14 protein-coding genes are annotated in these 19708 nt (G+C 50.7%); 5 read left to right on the top strand and 9 right to left on the bottom strand.

Translation table 11 applies throughout. From position 1 onward, the window contains the following. Positions 1 to 37: 37 nt before the first annotated feature. Together pelA and RAC89_RS29750 are read right to left on the bottom strand one after the other, a co-directional pair. Positions 38 to 1771, bottom strand: coding sequence for a pectate lyase (gene pelA / locus RAC89_RS29755; protein ID WP_306617288.1), 1734 nt, complete (start codon positions 1769 to 1771; stop codon positions 38 to 40). A gap of 225 nt (positions 1772 to 1996) precedes the next feature. Further along, the gene (locus RAC89_RS29750; RefSeq protein ID WP_306617287.1) at positions 1997 to 2728 is read right to left on the bottom strand and encodes an NAD-dependent epimerase/dehydratase family protein; all 732 of its coding nucleotides are present in this window, start codon (positions 2726 to 2728) and stop codon (positions 1997 to 1999) included. Positions 2729 to 2938: 210 nt separating this feature from the next. Here RAC89_RS29750 and RAC89_RS29745 point away from each other — a divergent pair, with 210 nt between their 5' ends. Beyond that, entirely contained in the window at positions 2939 to 4498 is a 1560-nt protein-coding gene (locus tag RAC89_RS29745) for a copper amine oxidase N-terminal domain-containing protein (RefSeq protein WP_306617286.1), read from the top strand. A gap of 61 nt (positions 4499 to 4559) precedes the next feature. Here RAC89_RS29745 and RAC89_RS29740 read toward each other — a convergent pair whose 3' ends face one another. From RAC89_RS29740 to RAC89_RS29715, 6 genes are all read right to left on the bottom strand, one after another. Beyond that, positions 4560 to 6035, bottom strand: coding sequence for a sulfatase (locus RAC89_RS29740; RefSeq protein ID WP_306617285.1), 1476 nt, complete (start codon positions 6033 to 6035; stop codon positions 4560 to 4562). Positions 6036 to 6096: 61 nt separating this feature from the next. Then, on the bottom strand, positions 6097 to 7626 hold the full coding sequence (locus RAC89_RS29735; RefSeq protein ID WP_306617284.1) for an ABC transporter substrate-binding protein: 1530 nt from the start codon (positions 7624 to 7626) through the stop codon (positions 6097 to 6099). A 143-nt stretch (positions 7627 to 7769) separates the two neighbouring features. After that, the gene (locus tag RAC89_RS29730) at positions 7770 to 8552 is read right to left on the bottom strand and encodes a response regulator transcription factor (RefSeq protein ID WP_306617283.1); all 783 of its coding nucleotides are present in this window, start codon (positions 8550 to 8552) and stop codon (positions 7770 to 7772) included. After that, the gene (locus RAC89_RS29725) at positions 8527 to 10440 is read right to left on the bottom strand and encodes a sensor histidine kinase (protein WP_306617282.1); all 1914 of its coding nucleotides are present in this window, start codon (positions 10438 to 10440) and stop codon (positions 8527 to 8529) included. The genes RAC89_RS29730 and RAC89_RS29725 overlap by 26 nt, the downstream gene beginning before the upstream one ends. A gap of 18 nt (positions 10441 to 10458) precedes the next feature. Continuing rightward, complete coding sequence (locus RAC89_RS29720; RefSeq protein ID WP_306617281.1) at positions 10459 to 11301, bottom strand: carbohydrate ABC transporter permease; 843 nt, start codon at positions 11299 to 11301, stop codon at positions 10459 to 10461. A gap of 25 nt (positions 11302 to 11326) precedes the next feature. Continuing rightward, entirely contained in the window at positions 11327 to 12301 is a 975-nt protein-coding gene (locus RAC89_RS29715) for a carbohydrate ABC transporter permease (RefSeq protein ID WP_306617280.1), read from the bottom strand. 334 nt (positions 12302 to 12635) lie between these two features. On the opposite strand from RAC89_RS29715, the gene RAC89_RS29710 reads away from it, so the two are divergent. The 4 genes from RAC89_RS29710 (at position 12636) to RAC89_RS29695 (ending at position 16847) form a co-directional block, all read left to right on the top strand. Then, on the top strand, positions 12636 to 13319 hold the full coding sequence (locus tag RAC89_RS29710; protein WP_306617279.1) for a c-type cytochrome: 684 nt from the start codon (positions 12636 to 12638) through the stop codon (positions 13317 to 13319). Positions 13320 to 13429: 110 nt separating this feature from the next. After that, positions 13430 to 15373 carry a plastocyanin/azurin family copper-binding protein gene (locus RAC89_RS29705; protein WP_306617278.1) on the top strand — a complete coding sequence of 648 codons (1944 nt, stop codon included), beginning with the start codon at positions 13430 to 13432 and terminating at the stop codon, positions 15371 to 15373. A gap of 163 nt (positions 15374 to 15536) precedes the next feature. Next, positions 15537 to 16103, top strand: coding sequence for a sigma-70 family RNA polymerase sigma factor (locus RAC89_RS29700; protein ID WP_306617277.1), 567 nt, complete (start codon positions 15537 to 15539; stop codon positions 16101 to 16103). A 3-nt stretch (positions 16104 to 16106) separates the two neighbouring features. Continuing rightward, the gene (locus tag RAC89_RS29695; protein WP_306617276.1) at positions 16107 to 16847 is read left to right on the top strand and encodes an anti-sigma factor; all 741 of its coding nucleotides are present in this window, start codon (positions 16107 to 16109) and stop codon (positions 16845 to 16847) included. 482 nt (positions 16848 to 17329) lie between these two features. Here RAC89_RS29695 and RAC89_RS29690 read toward each other — a convergent pair whose 3' ends face one another. After that, positions 17330 to 19534, bottom strand: a complete 2205-nt coding sequence (locus RAC89_RS29690) for a heavy metal translocating P-type ATPase (RefSeq protein ID WP_306617275.1) — start codon at positions 19532 to 19534, stop codon at positions 17330 to 17332. Positions 19535 to 19708: the final 174 nt, after the last annotated feature.

Here is a 19708-nt window from a genome sequence, read left to right as displayed (position 1 = left end):
GAGCGGTCTACTGTAAAACTCCGTCCGGACCGGAGCTCTACCGCTTTGCTTCACCTGTCGGCACGACCTGAACGCTCGCAGACGCGGAATTCCCGCTCTTGTCTACAGCAGTGATCGTGATTTCATTTTGTCCCGGCTGTAGCGCTGTCGGCTTGGATTCGAAGCCCAGGTTCTCCAGAACTTCCGCATCCACTCCGTTCACCTTGACTGAGGCCGCTTCATTCAAACTCCCCTTCAGCACCAGGGAAGCACTGTCTACATTGTAATGATTGCCTGTTTTCCTCCCTGGAGGAACCAGCTCAAGGGAAGGAGCAATAGCATCCTCGATGCGTTTCAGCTCTCCCGGAGTGAATGCTTGCCCCGTCTCCGAACGGGATTCGCTGCCGACGATTTTTACAAACACGCGGCCCTCGTAATACCCGGTGGTCTTCATCGTTTGCAGCAGCTTCTGTGCCCAAGAACCGGCCCAACGGTAGCCGTTCCTTCGTTCCTCCTCGATCTCAAGAATATTGTGTTTGATCACCCCGTCGCGCCCGGAGAAAATAGGCTTATTCGTACCGATCTGATAAAAGCGATACCACGTATCGACAGCCGGATTCGGTACGAAGTATACATTGTTCGGATCTCCCGAAATGTAGTTGATTCCGCTTAGCTTATTCGCATCGAACCATCCCAGCGCGCTATCCACAGCATGTCGAATTTTCGGCGTCTGCTCCGGATGGGCAATCAAATATTTGATAATCTCGATCGATTCCGACCCGGAAATGGAAGGGTGCTCGTAGGCACGCGCACCGCGAGGCTCATACGTCACCGGATCATGCTGGGCACACCATGCCGTGAGAAGGCCGCCCACCTTGATTTGCGATTTCAGGATAAAATCAAGTCCTCGGTCGAGACTCTCCTGAATTTTCAAACCGGCATCCTCGCTCAGTATATCCGTATTAAACGGATAAGCCTTTGACTTAGCCATTTTCAAAACGTTCATCACACGAATCATAGCGTTATCGTTAAAGGTTACATAATCGGAATAGTTGTTCCTGGCAGGATACACCTGCGCCCAACCGCCGGTCGGATACTGCATCTGGAGCAGGAAGCCGATACCTTTTTGCACCGCCTCCTTGTAGCGGATATCCCCCGTTTCCTTATACATAACGGAGAGGAATAAGATTTCATTCGTCGTTGCATTGTTATCTATCGTTCCAAGCTCCACACCGTTTGGACCGAGCCAATCCGATCTCTTTTCGGTGCCGTTCCAAGCGCGTTTGTATTGCGTACTGAATTTATACCATCCGCCATGCTCCATCTGCCAAGAGAGCAAATAATCAGCCTGCTGAATATCCTTCGCTCGATCTCCCGTGTAGTAAGCTGTATTTAAGAAAGGAACCTTCTTCGGATCCTCCGTGACAGGCCTTGAAATCGTAGCATCCGGCCGAACCGCCTCATTGGTTTCCAATGTAATAACCGTTTGTCCGGCATCGTTTGTAGTCATATTGCTTTGCTTTAAGCTAAAATTGGGGGTGAGCTGCGGGTTCAGGCTGGTCCAATCGCCCAAAGCAGATTGAAGCTGAAGGTCGGCTGGCTGAAAACGATTCAGCTTTTGATTCAACGTTATCTGAAAGGTGGTAGGCGAAGTCGCTTCCGCCTTCAAAATCTTCAGCGAAGTGTTCGCATCTGCTGCACCGGTCTCCGCATGGACGGCTGATAGCAGCAGCATAAGCTGTGCAGAGCAAAGGACGGGAATCATTAGTCTTTTTTTGATGTTCATCGGCATACAGTGTTCATCCTCCAACTATTGATTTTGTTGTATACGCTTTCAATACTGGTCTTAAAAGAACAAGATCCGTTTCGCTTTTATCACATAACCCCCTTGCATATAGAATTTTAGGAAGGGAATTCATTCCCTTCCAGCATAAGTGAAAGGGATATTTATCACCAGTGCAGGATTTGCTCACTTATCATGACATTTGCAATATTTGCTATTTTTGATGATTTCCCCCTACTGAAGATCCTCACTATTTACTTCCGACGCATAATCAAGCGCCCGATAAGCTTCCTCCATGCTCCAAGGCTTATCTGGGTTATCCGAAACCCCGTAATATGTGCCGTAGCGTGAAGTCGTTTCTACCGCCGAAGCGAACAAATTCGCCAAGTCCTCCCTCGTCAGCAGGGTATGGTGAATCCGTTCGTTCTCCTGCAGAGCCTGCTTTTCATTTTTAGGTACAGTTCCGATTCGGATATTAATGACAGACAACGGATGAGAGTGTGCATACATATGTCCCACATTTTCGGAGGCTAGCTTCAAAATACCGTATATCCCTCTGGAGTACGGATAATCACTCACTTTGATTTCCCTGCCCAGTATCGAATGGCCGTCCCGCTCATAGTAGTCCGTTACATGATTGCTGCTGGCAAAGACAACCTTAGGAATCGACAGCTTCACCGCAGCCTCCATAATGTATACGGACGCTTTGAAGAAAACATCCGTCATCTTGTCCAACTGTTTGACATCATTGCTTGAAGGCACTTGAAGCAGGTTTATGATCACATCCGTATCCCGCGGCACATGGCTTAGGAGAGCCTCAAAGCAGGTCGCATCCGTACGGATAAAAGCCACTTCCTCCTGGGGCTCCCGCATATCCAGCACCGTCATCCGGTACCGATCCTTCCATGCCTTTGTCAAAGCCGTTCCCACAATACCCGAGCCGCCGATGAGCACAATGGATTTCATTCTTCCAGTCCCCGTTTCCTACGTTTTTCCATAGGATATCCGAGTAGAGACGAAGTATGCTTACTGGCTGTACGATTCATTGAAAAGGAAGTTCATTTTTTATCATTTTACATAGACTTCCAACACGAATCGACAAACTTCGCGCGTCCCATCGAGTAGAATGTACATTACTGTGTAATACAAAGTGTACATAATGAAGGAGCGTCGAACATGCGAAAAATCATAGTACCGCTGCTGCTTGCGGTAATGCTGCTTTTGGCCGGCTGTACACAAGCGACAGGCATAGCGCTGAACAAGCTGTCGGAGAAGGAAGTGGAGCTGCAGGCCTATGAGGGCAAGCTGTCGGTCAGTTTCCGCTTTGATTTAGACGAGGAGGTTATACCCGCATTAATGAGCTATGAGAAAAGGGCTCTAGATCGCTACCGTGCCTTGAATGGGGTCAAGCTGACGCTTACGGATATGAAAGTGAACCATGTAACAAGCTCTTGGTCTGCAAAGGGGCTTTTACAAAAAGACGGATCATCGATCCCGTTTCATCTCTATATGAAGGATGGACAAGCGGCGGCTCAGGTGAAGGGTGCCAAGGATACGCTCCTGTTCGGGAAGAGTGTGGCCCGCGTATTTGCCCCAACGAATTTGCTCTATAGCGTCCCGTTACTCGGATATGCTTCAGATTATGTAATGGGAGGAACGCACACAAGCAAGGATGCGATCGTGCAGGAACTGCTAAAGCTTAGCTTGTCCAACCTGCCGACCGCAAAGGGCTTAACAGTGAAACCATCAGGGAAAAGCTACGGAGGCGTGGAGACGTCATTCCACGCAAACGGTGCAGAGCTGCTGGAGCTGGTAAGAAGCCACCTGCGTAACATCGCCTTGGATGATCAAGGGCTTCGGCAGCTGGCTAGTGTCATTCACGAGTATCTATCGGCGGAGTTCAAGAACCAACCGGAGAGCTTTGCGGCATTTTACGATGATAAGCAGATGTCGGTTGAAGGGATTTACGGTGTGGAGAAAGCGTTGCTAGCCTTCCTTTCTTTGAACAAGCCTGATGAGAGTGATTTGCAGGAGCTTCAGAATGTACAGGCAAGTGTGACCTTAAACGTGGATTCGAATCAAATGGCCCGGGGAATCGATCTTAAGATATCCGCAGGGAATCTGTTAAGTGAATATAGTGGCTTACGCGGCGGGGAAATACAACTGTCTTATGAACGTGTGAAGATATCCGATGGAGAAAGTACGGTACCTGATGCGTTAAGCCTAACGGACGGAATCCAGTTGAATGACCTGGATACCTCCGAAAAGCTGCTGCAGCAAGTGGACGAAACCTCTGCCTTATATCGCTTCCTGAAGAATGATCTGAAACTGACGAGAAAGAGCATTACGATGTATGTAATGGATCAGTCTTATGTACTCAATCGCACTCGCGTATTGCTGGCCTCGGGTGACTACCGGTCCAATCCCCCTGTATTTATCTCGGACAATACCGCTTACGTACCGGCGAGAATCCTTGCCTACAATCTGGGCTATGGCTCGCCCATCCTGGAATTGGATCAAGAGGAGGTAACCGTTGAGGCAGGCTCCCAAACAATCTCATTCAGCGCAAACAGTGGGCAGGCCCAGGTGAACGGTGAATCGGTCGAGATGCCGGGCCCGGCCAAGCATATGGGAGGAATCATGTTTGTTCCTCTCCGTTTCCTCGCTGAACAATTAGGCGCCCGTGTTGTCGTGCCCGAAGGAGAATTGTACAGCATTCTAGTGGAACGTGACTAGCAATAAAAATTACACGGTAACAAGGCTGACCCATTATCAGGGACAGCCTTGTTTTCTTACTTTAGGAAATCCCCAGCCGCTCATACTGCTCCTGCGGCGCATCATGCTCCTTCATAAGCCGACTTAGTAGCCCGATCATTCGAATTTCCGCTTCCTCATTACGTATCGGATGCTGCTGCCCCGGATCCTGCTCCAAATCAAACAACAAGGTACCATACTTATGTGCTTGTAAGTAAGAAGAAGCCGGGATCTTCAGCGTCCTGATCCCCTTGGTGAAAGAAAACGGCTCAGCCAGCTCAAGCTCCTGAAGCTCGGACACGGCGAACATCGAGGCCATATGTGCAGGCATCAGCGTGTAATTGTTAAGCGGCGTATTATCCGGTCGGGCCGGGGCACGCATGTACACATACCTTCCGTCGGTGCAGTTAACATGTCCGCCGTGAATGCCGAAGAGCACGGCCTCCCTAGCCGGCTTGCTCCCTTCCGAATGCAGCGTTGTACGCAGGGGGATGCCCTGCATATCCGGGGGCACAGGTACGCCGAAGAAATCCAGCAGGGTCGGGGCCAAATCGATGAGCTGCGTTAGCCCGCCGCACCTTTCATCCTGCCGCTGTTCCCGGGGATCCCATACAAATAACGGCGTTCGTGCTATCTCATTGTAGAACGGCATGATGTTTTTCGCCCACCAGTCGTGCTCCCCCAGGAGAAAACCATGATCTGTAGTCACGATCAGCATCGTGTCCTTCCATAGGCCACATTCGTCCATGACATCCAGCACCCGTCCCAAGTAGTCGTCGCACATGCTCAGCAGCGCAGCGTATTCATACTTGCAGTGCTCCGCTTCCTCCCTTGTTTCCTGTACGGGATGGTAGCCCGGCCAATCAAAATGCTTCCCGCTGTAGTCGTGCGGGTACAGATCTTTATATTTCTGATGAGAAAAGAACGGCTCGTGAGGATCGAACGCCTCTATCTGCAGCAGCCAGCGGTCCTCGTTCCGGTTCGTGCGGATAAACTCAATGCCTTTACCGAACGTTTCGGCCTGCGGATGAAGCTCTTCCTTGGACATATACTTCCGGTTGATCCAGTCCTGCCGGAACAGCTGGCCACGGTATCCTTCGAATTGTCCGACATGCTCGGGGATGTCCGGTTCCGCGATCTCCCCCTTCCAAGGGTCGCCCTCTTGTCCCCGCACGAATTCCCAAGTGTTGTACTGGCTGTGGTAGGTGGCTCCGCCCGGCTCCCAATAATGGTAATGGTCGCTTACCAGATGCGAATAGACCCCGTGCTGCTTGAGCAAAGCTGGCATAGAGTCGTCGAACGGCTCCAGCGGCCCCCAGCTTCGATGAAGAAAATTGTATCGGCCCGTCAGCAAATCACGCCTAGCCGGCATGCACGGCATGCTCCCTACCCAGCTGTTCTCGAAAGTGACGCTCCTCTTCGCCAATCTGTTAAAATTCGGTGCGTGGACCCAATCGCAGCCGTAGGGGGGAAGCATATGCCGATTCAGCGAATCGAACAAGATCAGTATCGCCTTCATAGGCTGTCAGCCTCCTCTGTAGTCATCGAAACCGTCAGCTCGACGTTTTATTTGTCACGCATTATTTCTTCAGCGCTTCATAATCTTTATCCGTAAAATCCTTCATAGGATCCCAGTTAGGGAAGACGAAATCACCGCTATCCACCTTGGCCCCGCTCTGCTTCACCTTCTCCAAGCCTTCCTTGAAGCCCTTAGTCATCTTCTCGTTATACTGCTTCAGCGCCCCGTCCGGATCCTTCTCCGCTCCCGTAATGATCGCTTGAAGTATCTCGTTGAAGCTCGGCTTAATCTTCGGCTGTCCCATCCCGCCGATCTCCGCAAGCACCTTCACCGCTTCCGGATTGCGTACCGCCGGGTCGGGACGAAGCCGCAGCACCTCCTGATGAAGCTTAACGAACGCCTCGTATTCCGGATACGGATATTTGGATTTGTCCGCATTGAGCTTCTCTATCGGCGAAAGTGCAACGCCGCTCTTCATGAACCGCTCATAGAATAACTCCGAGGCCAGTCCTTCCTCGATGAATTTGCCCACAGCCTCGGGATGCTTCGTATTGGCTGAAACCATAAAGCCTCCGTTGCTCGCCAGCGTATGATGCATGATCATCGGTTCGCCCTTCGGGGTGGGCAGTGCGGCCATGCCGAACTTCGCATCCGGCGTGTCCCGCTTGATCAACCACATTCTCCAGCGGCCGTCGAACAGAAAAGCCGCTTTCCCTTGACCGAACAGCGCCCCCGCTTCGGGATGCTTCAAGTTATAAGAGGAAGGAAGAATGCTGCCGTCCTTCTTCAAATCAAGAAGAAATTTGACCGAATCGGATATGGACTTCGAATCATAGGTATAGCTCCCGGTTTTATAATTAAAACCATTAATATTCGCATCGAGAGTTTGGATGCCTGACGCGAAGCCGGTCACCGTATTCGTGGCGTAGCCGTTCTCCGCCATGGCGAACACAACGCCGAAGATGTCGCCCTTGCCCTTGTCCGTCACCGTCTTGGCCATGCTGCGCAGCTCATCCCACGTTTTCGGCGGCTTCTCCGGATCCAGACCCGCATTTTTCAGCACATCTTTATTGTAATAAAGCAGCTGGTTCATCACTGGTCCGAAAATGGGCCACGTGTAGGTTTTGCCACCGATCACATTGACGCCTTCCGAGAATGCCCCCGCATAAAACTGCTTCTTCCAGGTATCCGTCACGAGTCCGTCAAGAGGCCGAATCCACTTCGAGGCTACCACCTGCTGAAAATCGATATTTTGCGGCATGTTGAAAATATCCGGCAAATCGTTGGACGTCACGGCCGCCTGAATGGCTGTATTGTACTCCGCCCAAGGCATGTATTTCATTTCTACGCGAATCTTGCCTTTGTTTTTCTCGTTAAAAATTTTGACCATCTGCTGCCCCGGGCTTTCGTCGCCCTTCATAAAGTCATGAGGTCCCCATACGCGAATCACCGCTTCCTGACCCGAAGACGACGTCCCCCCTCCGGCCCCTTCCTTCGTGTCCTCATTTCCGCCGCTGCATCCGGCCAGTACAGCCGATGCAAGCGTGACAGCCGCTAATGCGGAAGACCAAACCTTCCGTGTAGGCATCATCCGACAATTCCCCCTTGAAATAATGGTACCTGCCACAGCTGCGCGAGCCATTTGTACGCCCGCGTACGCTGTCCGTGTCCCTATTGTAACCGCTGTCATCTTGCGGCTAAAGGAGCGGTTTATTACTTTCGGGTGTCGTTTTCTTACCGCCTGGCGGGTGTCTGCAGACCTCGCCGGTAGTCGCTTGGCGTCTCGCCGATCTCCCGCTTGAACTGCTTGCTAAAATGCTTGTCATCCCAGTAACCGACCCTCCGGGCAATATCGGAAACGTTCAGCTCGGGCTGTTCTCTGAGCAGCCGCTTGGCTTCCTCAAGCCGGATTTCAGTCAAATATTGAACGTAGCCCTTACCCGTCTCCTGCTTAAATATTCGGCTTACATACGATGGGTTAAAACCCGTAGTAGCAGAAATGACGGCAATGGACAGATCGTCCATATAGTTCATTTGTGCCTTCTCCTTCATCATGCGGACGATTTGGCTTCCCCGGCGCAGCTCCTCTTCCTTCGGTGCCTCCGGCTGCCGTGTTCCGCCGGATTGGGTGCCGAATGCTCCCCCATCAAGCTCTCGAACCAGCTTCTCCAGTACGCCGGATATTTCCTGACGATCCACCGGCTTCAGCAAATAATCATAGACACCGTGCCGTATGGCCGTTTTCGCATAATCGAATTCGTGATGCCCCGATATGATGACAACAGGCTGCCGGTACCCTTCCGAGCGCATCTTGCTCAGCAGCTCCAGTCCGTCCATCCCCGGCATACGGATATCGGCGAATACTACGTCAAAGCGTTTCTCCTGCAGCGCCGCGAGCGCCTTAAGACCATTTTCCGCCGTCTGCACCACTTGAAAGTGAGAATTCGTTCGATGGATGATCGCGGTCATTCCCTCGCACATCCAAGTCTCGTCATCCACGACCAATACGTTGTACATGCCGCTCCTCCTCTTCCCCAAGTTCTAGCGGAATGCTGATTTCCACGATGGTGCCTTGTCCCGTCCTGCTGCTCATACGGATGGTTCCCTGCTCCTCGTAATGCATAAAGAGCCGCTGGCGCACGTTCATTAGACCGATATGCTCCGTCATACGTGCCTCGAAGGGACCGGGCAGCTCCAGCTGCTTCGTAAGCTCGGCGAGCCGCTCTTCCGTCATGCCTACACCGTCATCTACAACCCGAATCAATAGGCACCCTTCACGCGCGAAAATATGAATCCAGACGTTCCCCTGTCCCAGCTTCGGACCAAGACCATGATTCACGCAATTCTCCACGATCGGCTGCACTGTCAGCTTCACTACCCGGGAGCCCAGTAAATAGGAAGGAACATTGAGATGGTATTGAATTCGATCCCGGAAGCGGAAACCGATAATGTTCATATAAGCGTTTACGTGCTCCAATTCTTCGCTTAAAGAGGCATGGTGATTCGGGCTAATGCTGTATTTGAACATTCTCGCAAGGCAGCCGCTGATGTCGGCAATGTCCTCTACCCCATTGACCTCTCCGATGCAAGTTATCGTGTTTAAGGTGTTGTATAGAAAATGAGGATTGATCTGCGCCTGCAGCGCTTTCAGCTCCGCCTCCTTATGGAGCATATTCAGCTTGTATTCCCTTAGCTTCGACGAGTAAATCTCCTCACGCATTCTGGCCAGCTCGCTGACCATGCGATTGAATCTCCGGCCAAGCCGTCCGATCTCGTCTCCGCTCCATACCTCCACCGCGGCAGTAAAGTTCCCGCTCTCCACCTGACGCATGTTCTGCTCCAGCTGCTTTAACGGCTTGGTAATCGCTTTCGATAAGAAAATGGACAGTATAGAGATGAGTGCGACCGCCAAGACGACAATGACGTAGAGCATGAAACGCACATTCTGAACCCCTGCGGAAATCTCCTCAAAGGGTACGACACCGATGATCTTCCACCCCGTGGATGGGGAGGTATAGAAGCTGACCATCGTTTTCACTCCCTGATAGGGGATAATGAAATGGCCTTTTTCCCGTTGAATCGCCTCCGTAAACGGAGGAAGCCCGATTAGGCCCTCAGGAAACATACCGGCTGGACTGACCCTTCGTCCGTCCGGCGTCATCAGGAATACGTAGCCGCTCTGGCCGAGCTGAATGTCCTTACTCATGAAGGAAATGACATCCGGGTTAAAATTGATGAGCAGCGTTCCCCGCTCCTGGTTTCGGTTTACATCAAAGATGCGCCCGGCGTAGCTAATGGTCGGCTGTCCGTCTACATAATCCTGCTCCTGAACGGGATAGAGACGGAATTCCTTATTTTTCTTTATTTCTTCAAACCACGCTTGCGCTTCAAAGCTATAGTCGGCACGTACTAGCCGGTTGTCTGGATTCGCATACACGGACAAGCCGTGATCATTTATTATGTAAATCCCCGCCAGATAGCTGCGTAAGCTTCCGATTGACCATAACAGCCTGCGGATTTCGCCAACCGTTTGAATGGTAAATAAATCGTCGTTCACCTTCGTCAAATTCAAAAAATTCAGCGTGGATTCACCGTAGCGAATCATATTAGCCATACGTTCTGTCTCCAAAATAAAGGAGCTAAGACGACCCTCGACTTGCTTGAGGATTTCGGCCGAATAGGCGCCCAGCTCCTCTTCCAGCACCTTGGAAGCGCTTTTATGAAAGGCAAGCACCGAGATTAATAAAGGGATTAGACTGACCAGGCAAAAGACGAGAAACAGCTTTTTGACTACACTGGCATCCTTCAGCATGCGGAGCAGCATACCCTTCATACGATTTGTAATATTTATAATTTTAGTAATCTTCACAAAGTTATCAAGTTTCTTAACCTTCATATGCTTCATAAGGAAGCACCTGCTATGTTACCCCTTGACCGACCCGGCAATTCCCTCCACGAAATAACGCTGGAACAAGAGAAATACCGCAATAATCGGCAGCAGCGAGATACTGGCGGCCGCCGCCATCCCTGTATAATCAATGCTGTGCTCTCCCACGAATTGATACATCCCCACTCCCAACGACCTCAGCTTTTCCTTGCCTAAGGTAAATACTAAAGGAATCAGGAACGAATTCCAAGTCCACATAAATTGCATAATGGCCGTCGTGGCGATAATCGGCTTGGATAACGGCAGCATGATTTGAACAAACGTACGTACGAACCCGCAGCCGTCCATTTCGGCGGACTCCTCCAGCTCCTTCGGCAGTCCGCGGAAGTGAGTCATAAAGAGCAATATGAACAGCACATGCGCACCGCCCGATTCGGCGAGAATGACCCCGAGAAGCGAGTTATTGAGTCCCATCGAATTGATAAGAGAATAGACCGGAATGATCGTAAAGCCCTTAGGCATAAACATCGTGGCCGTTACAGCCGATACGAACAGGATCCGGCCTTTGAATTGATAACGGCCCAGCGCGTAACCGGTTAACGAGCAAAGCAGGATGACCAAAGCGACAGTGGATAGCGTAACGACGACTGTATTAAGAAAATAAGTGGAAAAATTCGCCGTCTTCCACGCCCTGACATAGTTCTCGAACTGCAGCTTATCCGGCAGCAGCGTTAAACCGCCCGTTAAATACTCCGTATTCGTCTTGAGCGATGAAGCAACCATCCAAATAAACGGATAAATCCAGACGATACCAATGCCGATCAGGCCAATATGAAGAAGTGTTATAGGCAGCTTGCGTTTGAGTCCCCGCTGGTGCATATGTTTTCCCCCAGTATTTTCAGAATCAGTGTCCGTGCGCGGACTTCCCTCCGGTTAGCTTCACCAGAGCCCCAAGCAGCAACGAGATAAACAGCACAGCGATTCCGTAGAAGATACCCGCAGCCGACGCGAAGCCCACGCGCGCTTCCCCCGCACTCGAGAATGCATACCGGTATATGTACAAATCCACCATATCCGTTGCGAAGGCCGGTCCCCCTTCGGTCATGGCTTTGACTAGGTCAAAGACATGCAGCGCATTGACGGCCGACAACAGGAGAATGACACTCCCTACGGGAAGCAGCAGCGGCACCGTAATGTATCTGAATTGATGGAGCGCCGTTGCCCCGTCGACCCTCGCTGCTTCATAAACTTCTTTGGGCAGCGATTGGAGTCCGGCCAGCCAATAAATCATTTTCATCCCAAAGCTTTTCCATATGCCGACAATAATGACGATAAGCAGCGCGGTATCGATAGAACCGATCCAATCCACGGGCTTTTCCAGCAATCCGAGCTTGATTAGAACCTCATTGACCAAACCCTTATAAGCACCGAAAATAAAGCGCATAACAAGCCCGACAACGGCTGTGGTTGTAACGACGGGCAAGAAGTAGATCGCCCGGTAGGCGGCGGAGCCCTTCAACCAGCTTGCATTTAAAATAATGGCCAGAATCAACGCGAGCGGCACTTGAACGCATACCAGGACGATCATGAAAATAAAGTTATTTTTGAATGCGTTCCAAAACACCGGGTCAAAGACCGTCTCTACAAAATTGTCCAGCCCGATAAATTCCTCGAGCGGCCCATAGCCGTTCCAGCGGTAAAAGCTGTACACATAGCTCATAGCGATTGGATATAAAGTAAATACCAGAAACATGATGAGCTGCGGTGCGATAAAGGCGTAACACCACAGTGCCTTCCTTTGCCGATGGTGATAGAACGACCGGTTTGTCTTCCTCCGCAGAGTTCCGGCTTCATTCCTCAGGTTCGTCGTTTGCTCCATGCGTTGTCACCTCCCCTTAGTATTAGCTTCATTGTAACCGCTGTCATCCAGAGGCAAAAGAATCGTGTTTTTACAATAGAGTGTGTTTTTCTTACTTTTTCATGGGAGATACATACAAGGAGCTGTCGGTCAGCTCCGGTTTGAGACCCGAATGTAAGTCCAGTCAGATACCGAACTTGAGGCAAGTTGTTCATAATAATTGAGGCAGCAGCCATTGCAATAGCATGGAGAAGACAAGCCCTGAAACTTTTTCCAATTCCAGAGGCGAACCGAATTGCCTACATCCCCGTTTCCTGTTTATGTAAGATAATTTATAGCAAAGGGGTTAGGGCCATTGTACAAAACGTTAATGCTAACTGTAATGATGTTTGCGCTGCTGACAATATTGGTGGCTTGCGGCGGAGAGCAAACAGCGGACCGCGCGCTGCAGGCGCCCCCGGAACAGGCGGTCAAAAACGGATTATCAGACAGTACGGCCAAACCTGCGGAAGTTTCCGATAAGGCGGCGCCGACGCAAGTGAATTCGTCACCTGCGAGTGAACTGCCTGGGGCCAAGCAGCCTGTTCCTGTTCAAGAACAGAAACAAGAACCCGCGCCACCTGCACAGCAAGATCAAAAGCAAGCTTCCGCAACCGGACAGACTGCCCCTCTAGAACAAGAAGCTCAGATGGAGCAGCCCAAACCAGAGCAACCTAAGACTGAACCGCCAAAGGCTGAGCAGCCCGAACCGCAGCAGTTGAAGACCGAGCAGCCAAAAACGGTTGAGCCGAAACCGGCGCCACCCCCACCGGACCCAGTGAAGGCCGAAGCTCTTTTTAAAGACAATTGTATGGCCTGCCATGGTGAATCGCTGAAGGGCGGATTCGGACCTAATCTTCAACTGGTAGGAGCGCACAAATCCAAAGACCAGATCATGAAACAGATCTTAAACGGTAGCGGTGATATGCCAGGCTTCGCCGGACAGTTAGATCAAAAGTCAATTGAAACGCTGGCCGTTTGGCTTTCCGAAAAAAAATAGCATCAAGCCACGAACCGGCTGGTAGTTATTCGCGTTACCTACTTATGAAAAGGGAAATCGCAAACTGACCACGGTTTCCAAATTCATTCATTAAGGAGGGAATTTCGGTTATGAAATTATTTGCAAAATCATTTATCACTCTATTGCTTTGGACACTCTTCATTCTACTTGCAGCTTCGGTGACGGCGTCAGCAGCCGATCAGGCGGAAGTCAAAACGGACGCTCAAATTATGGCGGAGCTAGGCATTCTGCAGGGGGATGAAGGTGGATTATCCGCTGACTATTTCAATAAGGAAACGACCCGTATTCAGGCAGCCATCATGTTCCTGAGGCTAAAGGGCTTGGAACAGGAAGCTCTGTCCTACAAAGGGAGTGACAATTTCTCAGATGCGGGGCTTGTTTGGGCCGGCGGGCAACCGATTCTCGCTTATTTGAAAGCGAATCCAGGGCTGGGTTGGGGTGGTATCGGAAACAACAAGTTTGATCCGCTAGCCGGCATCACCGCCCAGCAGTACTATAAGGTCATGGTTGAAGCCTTGGGCTACAAGCAGGATTCCGATTTCGAGTATGCACAAGTTCTACCGTTTGCCGCATCCATCGGGCTCGGTAAAGCGGCTGATGCTGCGCATTTTAAGAATGTACACATCGCGACTGCCACCGTAGAGACATTGAATTGTAAGATCAAGGGCATGGGCAAGACACTAGCAGAAGTTTTAGTTGAGTTGAAAATCATTGCAGGCGAGAAAACCAAGGCCCTAAGCTATACGAAGCTAGAATTTTCTGCACAGGAACTAACCGGCCGCTATCTTGTCGACGGGAACGGCCGAACCCTGTATTATTTCAGCAAAGACGCATCAGACCTGAATGCCTGCACGGGCAAATGTTTAGAGCTGTGGCCCGTATTTTACTCGGATACATTGAAGGTCCCCGCAGAATTAAATGCCGCCGATTTCGGAGAGCTGACTCGTCCGGACGGAACGAAGCAGACTACATACAATGGATGGCCCCTGTACTATTATGCCAAGGATGAGAAAGCCGGTGACATCAACGGAGAAGCATTTAACAACGTATGGTTCGTGATCAATGCCCCTGCTTTTGCGGCCCTCGGTTCGAAGGCGGATATCGGCCTTTTTCTTACGGATTCGAACGGTTTGACGCTGTATTATTTCGACAAAGACACGCCGGGGGTAAGCAATTGCAGCGGTCAATGCCTAGTGAACTGGCCTGCATATTATGAGGAAAGCCTCCAGGCTCCTACCGGAGTAAAAGAGAGCGATTTCGGCGTGTACATCCGGCCCGATGGTACGAAACAAACCACGTATAAGGGATATCCGCTCTATTATTTCGTAAAGGATTTGAAGCGCGGAGATACCGCGGGTCATGGCCTTAACAACATTTGGTACGTGGTAGACCCGGCGAAATTTAACGGTACGAAGGCCGCTAACTTCGGTGTCAAAACGGCGAAATCAGATGCTTTGGGCACATATTTAGTCGATTCTAACGGACTCGCATTGTATCTGTTTACAAAGGATGCCGCCGATCTCAATGCTTGTAAAGGGCAATGCCTGAAAAATTGGTCTTTGTTTGATGATTCCAACTTAACAGTTGCACCGGAGCTTAATGCGGCAGATTTCGGAGAGATCACACGCGAAGACGGAACAAAGCAAACCACCTATAAAGGCTGGCCATTGTATTATTTTATTAATGATATGTATCCGGGACAAACGCTGGGTGAAAATGTTAATCAGGTATGGTTTGTGCTCCATCCTGAAACGACGGCTCCACTGGAGAAGCCTAAAGGCAAAACCTATACCATCGAGATATCCGGCTTTAAGTTCAGTCAGGAGGAACTAACGATTGAGGCGGGATCAACGGTAACGTTTACCAACTTAGACAGTGTTAAACACAATGCAGTTAGTGTGGACGGTTCATTCCATACTGACTTGATAGCCAAAGGCGAATCGGCGAACGTGACGTTCGATAAACCGGGAGTATACGAGTATTTTTGTGAACCTCACAAATCCCGAATGAAAGGTAAAATTATTGTGAAGTAAAGGAAGCCAACCGGAATACCCGGGTCTGCGCCAATGCGGAACCGGGTATTTTGTTGTTGCAAAAAAACACCGGATATACGAATATGTATTACATAAGAACAGATCTTCAACCTTGGACGTTACCTATTATGAGGACCGAGATCATCGGCGCGAGGAGCATGGTATGCGCGACAAAACTGATGCGGAATTAATGGCCCTGGTCTTGGAAAACCATCGTCCGGCGCTTGAGGAATTGTACGACCGGTACGTCAGGCTGGTCTATTCGTTTGCTATGAAATCGACTTCAAGCGAGCAAGCATCCCGCGAAATCGTGCAGCTTGTTTTTACACGGCTTTGGACTACGAAGAAAGGCTATGATCCTGCAAAAGGCCAATTCGTGAATTGGCTGCTGACCATCACCCGGCATGCAGCCATTGATTATCACAGGCGGGAACGGAACCAAGGAGTGGAGATCTCCATACCGGCTGAGGAATGGGATCTGCTGCCCGATCGAAACGAAAGCGATCCACTGTCCGTTATCTCTAGAAAGCTGCTGGGTCAGGAAATTCGAAAAGCGTCCCGCATGCTTTCCGAAAGCCAAGCCCGTTTAATCGAGCATGTTTACTGGAAGGGCTATACGCTCAGCGAAGTGGCCCGGCAAATGAACGAGCCTCTCGGGACGATTAAAAGCAGGCTGCATCAAACCTTGAAGTTACTACGAAAACATTTGATGGAATATAAGGAGGGATGACAAGTGCATACACATCACGGGAATCCCTGTGACGCTCTGATCCCCTTCCTTACCGGAGATTGTAACGAAGCGGAAAAAGCGGAGTATGAACGTCACTTGCTGTCATGCCCCCATTGCAGACAGGAAATTAAGGAACTGCAGAACGTTTGGATGGCACTGCCTTTCACAGCGGAAGAAGTAGAAGTCCCCTCTGATCTTAAGGCCGAAGTGATGGACCATATTTTTACAGATAAACAAGAAAACGGAACGAATTCGGAATTTCACAAGAACCGGCAAAATAAACACATCCGATGGTATACATCCGCCGCTGCGGCCTTCTTCATTGCCATAGCCGGTATGTTATGGTGGCAGTCCACCGATTCGCGCATACCCGGCCGCCAAGCGGAGCCCCAAGAGGCGAACCGGCCTGCGGAAATTATTAAGACTGTTGCCTTGAAGGCTGTTGATCCAGCCATGCCGAACGCCACCGGAAACGCTTGGGTGTTAAAACAGGGCGACATGCACAAAGTCGTCGTGGAAATGAACGGTTTAACCAAAACCACTGGCGATGAAGCTTATCAGGTTTGGCTTGTTTATGAGGGCAAGCGTTATAACTGCGGAACCTTGTACGTGAATAATCAAGGTAGCGGCATGCTCTCCTATGACATCAAACGCAGTAGTTTAACATTCGATGCGATTGGAGTCACGCTGGAGCCCGACTCCAACGGCACCCAGCCTAGAGGGAAAAAGGTTCTGGGATCATAAGAAACGGGGACTTGCATATCGCTTGTCCCCGTTTCTTTGCGTTACCTTTCTGCGTACCTAGGGTGAGATCGGCATCACTTAAGGTTCGGATCGCCGACCGTTCCGCTTACGGAGTAAAAGCGGAACGGCCGTATCTGATCGCTATTGACTCTCTTCACTACCATTCGAATACTCTTTCTTTTTTTTCTTATTTAGAAAATTAAGAAGGATTAATGGGGACGTATAGTATTCAGAGATTCCTAAGATTTCAGACCAGCTTAGGATAACTAGAAAAGGCAATAGACCTATAACCAAAATAGCTGCTATTAAGCCAAGGGAAACAGATAATAGTATGGTTCTAATCGGCATATTTCTACCTCCCATCTGCTTTTAATTCTATGTATATGTATGAGGGCATGGACATATTTGGATTATAAAGTCCACGTTCTTGGACTATAGAGATTTGAATATGCTCGGAATGGAGCAACGTAATTGCTGGTCCATCAAATCCCCAATTTGCGCAGCTTGACATCTAAACGCAGCGCATTCAGCACCACCGTCAGGGAGCTGCCGGTCATTGCCGCACCGGCGGCCCAAGGGTCAAGCTGTCCTGCCATCGCCGCGGGAACGATAAGCATGTTGTAAGCAAGGGACCAGCCCAAGTTTTGCTTCATGTTCCGAACGGCAAGCTTACTAATCTGTATGGCTGTCCCCACCGCTGTGAACTCATCCCTAAGCACATGAACATCTGCCGCTTCTTTGGCTGCAGCAGTTGCTCCAGGAACCGTAATCGAGCAATGGGAGGCTGCCATTGCTGCCGAATCGTTCACTCCGTCGCCGACAACAACCACTTTCCGTCCCCTGCTTGCGAACTCTTGTACGATGTTCAGCTTGTCTTGCGGAAGCAAACCGAATCGGACATCTTCCAGCCCTGCCTGTATCCCAGCATAAGCAACCGGCGATTGTCCGTCACCGGAGCCAAGAATGATTTGCATCCCGTTCCTTCTTAAGCAGCTAACGGTCCCAGCCGCTCCACGTCTTAAGGTGTCGCTGACCGCTGCTGCGCCGGCCCATTTGCCGTTGACAGCGATGTGCATCACCGTGCAGCCTTGTGCATCCCATTGCTTCATCGCCTCATGCAATTGGATGCCTACTCCTTGCTGACGCAGCAGCCTTTCGGAGCCAATGAGCAGCCGATGCCCTTCCACTATAGCCTGTACGCCAAGACCGGTCAGTTCCTTCACGTCTTCCGCCTTCGTTAAGCTGAGCTTCTTTCTTCCAGCTTCACGGATGAAGGCCCCTGCAACAGGATGCTCGCACTGCTGCTCGGCCGAAGCGACCCGGCGGAGCAGCTCTTCGGGTGAGCTGCCCTCCGATATGAATCCGGCTACGACGGGAATGCCTTGGGTCAAGGTGCCCGTTTTATCAAGCAGCATTACATCCGTCTGAGCCAGCGCCTCCATAGCGGACCCGCTGCGGAATAAAATCCCGTGCTCTGCCGCTCGCCTAGATGCAATAAACACCGATAAAGGCGAGGCAAGTCCAATAGCACAAGGGCAGGCGCTTACGACTACGGCAATCGCGATTTGAATGGAACGCCCCAGCTCACCTGGGTATCCAAGCCAATACCAGTATCCCCATGCAGCCAACGCAAGCCCAATGACTACAGGCACGAACCAAGCCGCTGCCCGATCTGCGTACAACTGCAGTGCCGTCTTTTCGCTTTGCGCTTCTTCCAGCGCGCGGATCATTTGACCAAGGGCGGTCCGGATGCCTGTCCGTTCCGCCTTCACTGCGAGTTCACCCGAGATCAGCCGTGAGCCCGCGCTGACTCTGCCGCCTGCCGCCTTCTCAAGCGGACGGCTTTCCCCACTGATCGCGGACTCATCGGCCATCGCCGTTCCTTGTAATATGATTCCGTCCGCGGGGATCAGTTCGCCGGTACGTATGACAATGGTATCTCCCGATTGAAGCTGTGCTGCGGCGATCTCAACAACACCTTCCGGCGTTACGATGCGGGCGGCCTGAGGAAGTACCGACATCTTAAGCTTCATCGCCGCTTGAACACGCCGGCGCGATTGAGCCTCTAACCACTTGCCTAACCAAACGACGGAGATGATGACAGCGGAGGTTTCAAAGTACAAGGGATGGGTAGCATTTTCGATAGGATGAAAGAGGAGATAATGACTGTAAAAATAGGCGGAATTCGTGCCTAATGCGATTAGCACATCCATATTGGCATATCCGCTGCGAAGAGCGCGATAAGCACCGATGAGAAACGGTGTTCCCCAGATGAGCTGTATCACTGTGGCTAAGAGGAGCTGCAACCAGGGTGACATACTCCATTCTGGGACCCCCCATTCACGGGTCCAATTAAAATGATGAAGCATAGGCCACAATAATGGCAGTGTCAGGAGGAAAGAGCCGAGAAATCGGTTCCGGTAAGTTCGAATCTCCCCCTGCCCTGATTCCGCTGCGGATTCGTCTTGGTCATTAGAAGAGACGGAAAAGCCGAGCTGTTTTATTCTCTCGATAATTTGAGGCAGCTTGATCATGGAGGGATTGTAACGAAGATAAGCTGCACCGAGCGGTAAATTAACAAAGGCCGTGTCGATGCCGTTAAGCTTCCCGAGACCCTTTTCAATGCGAAGCGCACAAGCTCCGCAAGTCATACCATTCACTTGCAGGGTGACCTTCTCTAAAGTCATACAATCATCCAACGCCCACACTTCCGTTTCTTCATAGTCTCTACTCCCAAAGATATGGACAAACCGGAGAACATATGACAGAAAGGAAATAGGGGCTAGGGCTGCACCCGCAATCGGGAAAGCTTCTTGAGCCACATCATGATCACTCGGGTGTCGAATGCTTATACTTTGAAC

Source organism: Paenibacillus sp. GD4, from assembly GCF_030846225.1.
GTDB classification, from domain to species: Bacteria; Bacillota; Bacilli; order Paenibacillales; family NBRC-103111; genus Paenibacillus_G; species Paenibacillus_G silviterrae.
This window is presented reverse-complemented; position numbering and strand designations above follow the sequence as displayed.